Consider the following 4,994-nt stretch of genomic DNA (forward strand, 5'->3'; position numbering starts at 1 on the left):
TATCACCAGTACGAGTACCCATGATCAAACCGGACAATGGAGTGAAGCCCATTGTTGTATCGATGGAACGACCACCTTTAATAGCGGAAACGGAAGAACCATTACCCAAGTGACATGTGATGATACGAAGGTCAGACATGTGTTTACCCATCAATTCAGCGCAACGTTGTGCAACGTATTTATGGGATGTACCATGGAAACCATAACGACGGATACCATAGTCTTCATAGTATTCGTAAGGAAGCGCATACATATAAGCTTCTTTAGGCATTGTTTGGTGGAATGCAGTATCGAATACAGCTACTTGTGGTACGTTTGGCATGATAGCTTGGCAAGCTTCGATACCTTGAATGTTTGGTGGGTTATGTAATGGAGCCAATGCGCAGCATTCTTCTAATGCTTCCATAACAGCTGGAGTGATCAATACGGAGTCAGCGAATTTTTCACCGCCATGTACTACACGGTGACCAACAGCGTCGATTTCGTCCATGGACTTAATTACACCATATTCAGCATCAACTAAAATATCAAGCAAAATGCGAAGAGCTTCTTTATGGTTCAAAATTGGTTCAACGCGTTCTAATTTGTCAGCGTTAGGACGTTTATGAGTGAAGATAGCATCTTGATCACCAATCTTCTCAAAAAGACCTTTTGCCAATTCTGTTTCAGTTGTCATATCAAGTAATTGATACTTCAAGGAAGAACTACCGCAGTTAACTACTAATACGTTCATCGATTAACCCTCTTTCTGTTGTGTAACTTGAATCTTGTTTTGAATTTCTTTGCTGATATCAGCACCTACCTGATCCTTTTCAGGATATTGGTAGACTATATTCCACAATACGCCATGATCTAAGAATACGTATTGAGAAAATCTAAATGTTTGCCCTTGAGTCGTATAGGTCACATCAAGCTTTTTAGCAGATGCGCCATCTAAAGCTACAGACTCTTCCTTGATGGTGCCACCAATTTTAGTAAACTCAGATTTGCTGCGGTTAACATACTCATCTACCGTTGGCAAAGGTTTGTTTTCACCAGCACGCAAAGCTTCAACCTCAATTACCATGTGTTCTGTAACAGAACCATAAATATCGATTGGATACCCATCATCAGACATATTTTTTGTACTTTTACCCATTTCATAAGGCAAAGCAATGGTAATTTCAGATTGACCAGCACGGATAACTTGATGGCCAAAACTATATGTATCCATTACATTTGTAGAGCCACATCCCGCCATTGCTAGTAGCGCAGCACCGAGCAGAGCCCCTTGTAATGTACGTTTCCAATTTTGTTTCATCATATACCTCACATCAATTCAGCATTTACAGTTAATTATAGCCTATAGAACAAATAAAATCTACAAAAAACTTTAGTTTTACATACAATTTTACGTCTATTTCTTCACTACATAACCTCTTAAGTTCAAAATTTATTTACAGTACCTCGTGGCTTTGTTACACTAACACTAATGAAAGGAGTCACTATGAAAATCATCGGTATTATTTGCGAATACAATCCATTTCACAATGGACATGCACACCAACTACATACGTTAGCTTCAGAATACCCTGATGCATTGCGCATCTGTATTATGAGTGGCTCCTTTGTACAACGTGGTGAGCCGGCCCTATTCTCTAAATTCGATCGTGCTCGTTGGGCCATTCTTGGCGGTGCAGATGTTGTTATCGAACTCCCTACGCTCTATTCCTTAGGCAGTGCACAACTATTCGGGACTGGTGCGGTTCGGTTAATCAAGGCTTTATCTATTGACACCCTTTCCTTTGGTTCTGAAACAACAGATCTAGATCAACTCATTTTTACGGCTAAACGTATGGATTGTGAAAGTACCCAAAATGAGTTACGTAGTTATTTAAAGGAAGGAATGTCTTATGGCACGGCCTTCCGTAAAGCCTTGGGCTCTGAAATGTTTAGTACACCTAATGCCTTATTAGGGCTAGAATATATACGAGCTGGATTAAAATATCATCCAACTTTAGAGTATATTCCCATTCAACGTACCTCTGATCACCATAATCAAAATATCGATCAAGAGTTACCATCAGGTACGGCATTACGACAACTCATTACAACGACGAACTCCATAGATATGTGTTCAGCGCTTCAAGCTGCTATTCCAACAACGATTCTAGATGATATAACTCGTGGAATTGCAAATGGTGACTATGTCGATTACAGTCGATACCATAATATGGTCCATATGTTGAGTCGCCGCATTTCGGCAAGTGAATTAGAACGATTCGTTGATTTTACAGAAGGCATCGAGCATTTATGGTTAAAAGCAGCACAACATCCTACATGGGAATCTGCTATTAATCAAATAAAATCCAAGCGCTACACCTATGCACGATTACAACGAATGGGTGCCTACCTCACATTAGGAGTTACAAAAGACTTGATAAACATCGCTATGGACGAAGGCCCTCAATACGCTAGATTACTAGCCTTCAATGACAGAGGTCGTCAATGGCTGAGGACTAAACATGACATTTCACTCATTCAAAAATGGGCTAAAGCACCTACTCAGCTCAATAATCTTGGAAAATCTATGCATCATATAGATACACTAGCTACAGATATACAAGCCTTATGTTTCCATAATAAAGGTAAACGTATAGGGCATACAGACTATACCTATACACCGCAATATATCAAATAAAAAGTATAATTTTAATTTAAGCAAAAAAGGGGTTACAATACAGATTATTCCTGTATTGTAACCCCTTCTTCACCATCTAAGTCTTCTACGGCAACTCGTACACTTTCAAGATGTGATGTAGGAATATTTTTACCCACATAGTCTGCGCGAATCGGCAATTCACGATGACCACGGTCCACGAGTACTGCTAATTGAATAGATTTAGGTCTACCAGATGTCATCAATGCATTTAACGCTGCACGAATAGTACGCCCTGTGTAAAGTACATCATCCACGAGAATGATTGTTTTCTCCGTTGTATCAATCGTACATGGTTTCCCCTCTTTTTGGCGAGCATCACGATCATCACGATACATAGCAACATTGAGTGATTCACATTCAATACGAATACCTTCAATGCGTTCGATTTCGGCCTGCAAACGTTTTGCCAAAATAACACCACGTCGTTCAATGCCTACAATAAGAGCATTAGATAAGCCTTTATTACGTTCTAGAATTTCGTGACTAATACGACGAATCGCGCGCATAATAGCATCTTGATCCATCAATAAGCGTTTCTTTTCCATATATACGCCCTTATAGCACAGAGTTCTCTATGCCCCTTTACAAATATAGTTAGAAGATTATTTAGTAAACCACAATATAAGGCAGTTATTTCATTTGCATGTATTTACGTTTGTCTACGTTTGTCTACGTTTCTTTACATTTCGTTTGATTTCTTTTCATTTTTTCGTTTATTTACGCTTATCTTCTCGATATGTTTTAGCAAACTCTATACATGCTTTGAAGTCATCTGGAAGAGGCGCCTCAAAATGCATACTTTCACCTGTAATAGGATGTTTTACATCTAGAGATTTAGAATGTAATGCTTGCCCTTCAATAGGGAAGTCCATACGACGGTAGCCATAGAACGGATCATTAACAACAGGATGTCCAATATGAGCAAAATGTACACGAATTTGATGTGTGCGCCCAGTCTCTAAATTACATTCAACCAAGGTTTGATGACCAAATCGTTCAACCACGTTAAAGTGAGTGACTGCATCCTTACTATTTTCAAAGACAACCGCCATTTTCATACGATCCTTAGGATGTCTTCCAATAGGAGCTTTAATAGTACCCTTTTCTTCTACAATATTACCTTGTACTAATGCTAAATACGTCCGTTTAGCAGAATGTTCTTTTACCTGCTCAGCTAAACCTATATGGGCTGCATCATTCTTAGCAGCCATCATAACGCCAGATGTATCCTTATCTAAACGATGAACAATACCAGGTCTTATTTCTCCATTAATACCGGACAGATCCTTACAATGATATAGCAATGCATTAACAAGTGTACCCGAATAATTGCCTACCGCAGGATGAACAACCATACCACGTTGTTTATTTACAATGATAATATCATGATCTTCATACAATACATCTAAAGGAATATCCTCTGGTTTTACCTCTACAGATTCAGGTTCCGGTACCTCTACACGTACAATAGCATTGGGTGTAAGTCTAAGATTTGCTTTCCCTACCTTAGCACCTACTGTAACGTGACCACCTTTAATTAAACTTTGAATATAACTACGAGACCCTTCCATATGTTCTGTTAAGAATACATCCAGTCTCATACCGTCTTGCTCAGCATTTACAATATATTCGTTCATCCTCTACCTCTCTATGAGTTAAGTATCATATATTAATTAATTATATGTCATAATATATGAATTATTTATCATCATCTTTTAATGTAAATAAATAGTAGACTACTAAAGCTACGCCTACACAGATACCAATATCAGCAACATTAAAAATAGGCCATATACGGAAATCAAAAAAATCTACCACACCATGAATCATGTAACGATCAATGCCATTACCAATAGCACCAGACACTAATAAAGCAGATCCAATCTGTAAAGTCCACGGACCTTTTGATAAGCGCTTCCAATAATATGCACAAGCACCAAGCAAAATAACTGCTACCAGTAAAAAGAACCATCGCTGATTAGCAAGCATGCCAAATGCTGCACCGCGATTAATAATATATGTTAAATGAAATACATTGGGTATAACCACTAAAGACTCACCTAACATAAAATGATTCATAATGTAATATTTAGTCCATTGATCTAAGAGTAACCAAAGAATTAGTATAATATAAAACAAGCTGTACTCCCTTATAATAATATATATCTTAATAGTCCTATTATACTAAGTTAAGCAAATTTAGGCAAAATAAAAAGCCCCTCAATGAGGGGCCGTTTAATTTGTGATTACTCAGCGGAAATTACAGATACTGGGCAAACGGATTCGCAAGAAC

General features: G+C 38.1%; 6 protein-coding genes. 1 reads left to right on the top strand and 5 read right to left on the bottom strand.

The window, feature by feature from the left end:
• Positions 1-733 (bottom strand): acetate/propionate family kinase (locus tag QZ055_RS08065; RefSeq protein WP_295825913.1); only part of this gene is annotated, 733 nt, incomplete at its 3' end.
• 3 nt (positions 734-736) lie between these two features.
• Positions 737-1,300: a hypothetical protein gene (locus tag QZ055_RS08070; RefSeq protein ID WP_119209372.1), complete on the bottom strand. Its 564-nt coding sequence runs from the start codon at positions 1,298-1,300 to the stop codon at positions 737-739.
• A 186-nt stretch (positions 1,301-1,486) separates the two neighbouring features.
• Between QZ055_RS08070 and QZ055_RS08075 the strand changes: the two genes are divergently transcribed.
• Positions 1,487-2,680 carry a nucleotidyltransferase family protein gene (locus QZ055_RS08075; protein WP_295825920.1) on the top strand — a complete coding sequence of 398 codons (1,194 nt, stop codon included), beginning with the start codon at positions 1,487-1,489 and terminating at the stop codon, positions 2,678-2,680.
• A 44-nt stretch (positions 2,681-2,724) separates the two neighbouring features.
• Here the strand turns inward: QZ055_RS08075 and pyrR are convergent, their stop codons facing one another.
• The 3 genes from pyrR to lspA form a co-directional block, all read right to left on the bottom strand.
• Positions 2,725-3,246, bottom strand: coding sequence for a bifunctional pyr operon transcriptional regulator/uracil phosphoribosyltransferase PyrR (gene pyrR, locus QZ055_RS08080; RefSeq protein ID WP_105089436.1), 522 nt, complete (start codon positions 3,244-3,246; stop codon positions 2,725-2,727).
• A 168-nt stretch (positions 3,247-3,414) separates the two neighbouring features.
• Positions 3,415-4,338 carry an RluA family pseudouridine synthase gene (locus QZ055_RS08085; protein ID WP_295825924.1) on the bottom strand — a complete coding sequence of 308 codons (924 nt, stop codon included), beginning with the start codon at positions 4,336-4,338 and terminating at the stop codon, positions 3,415-3,417.
• Between the two features lie 61 nt (positions 4,339-4,399).
• Positions 4,400-4,840: a signal peptidase II gene (lspA, locus tag QZ055_RS08090; protein ID WP_039969072.1), complete on the bottom strand. Its 441-nt coding sequence runs from the start codon at positions 4,838-4,840 to the stop codon at positions 4,400-4,402.
• Between the last annotated feature and the right edge of the window lie 154 nt (positions 4,841-4,994).

Origin of the sequence: uncultured Veillonella sp. (assembly GCF_905209685.1) — a bacterium.
Lineage (GTDB): Bacteria > Bacillota > Negativicutes > Veillonellales > Veillonellaceae > Veillonella.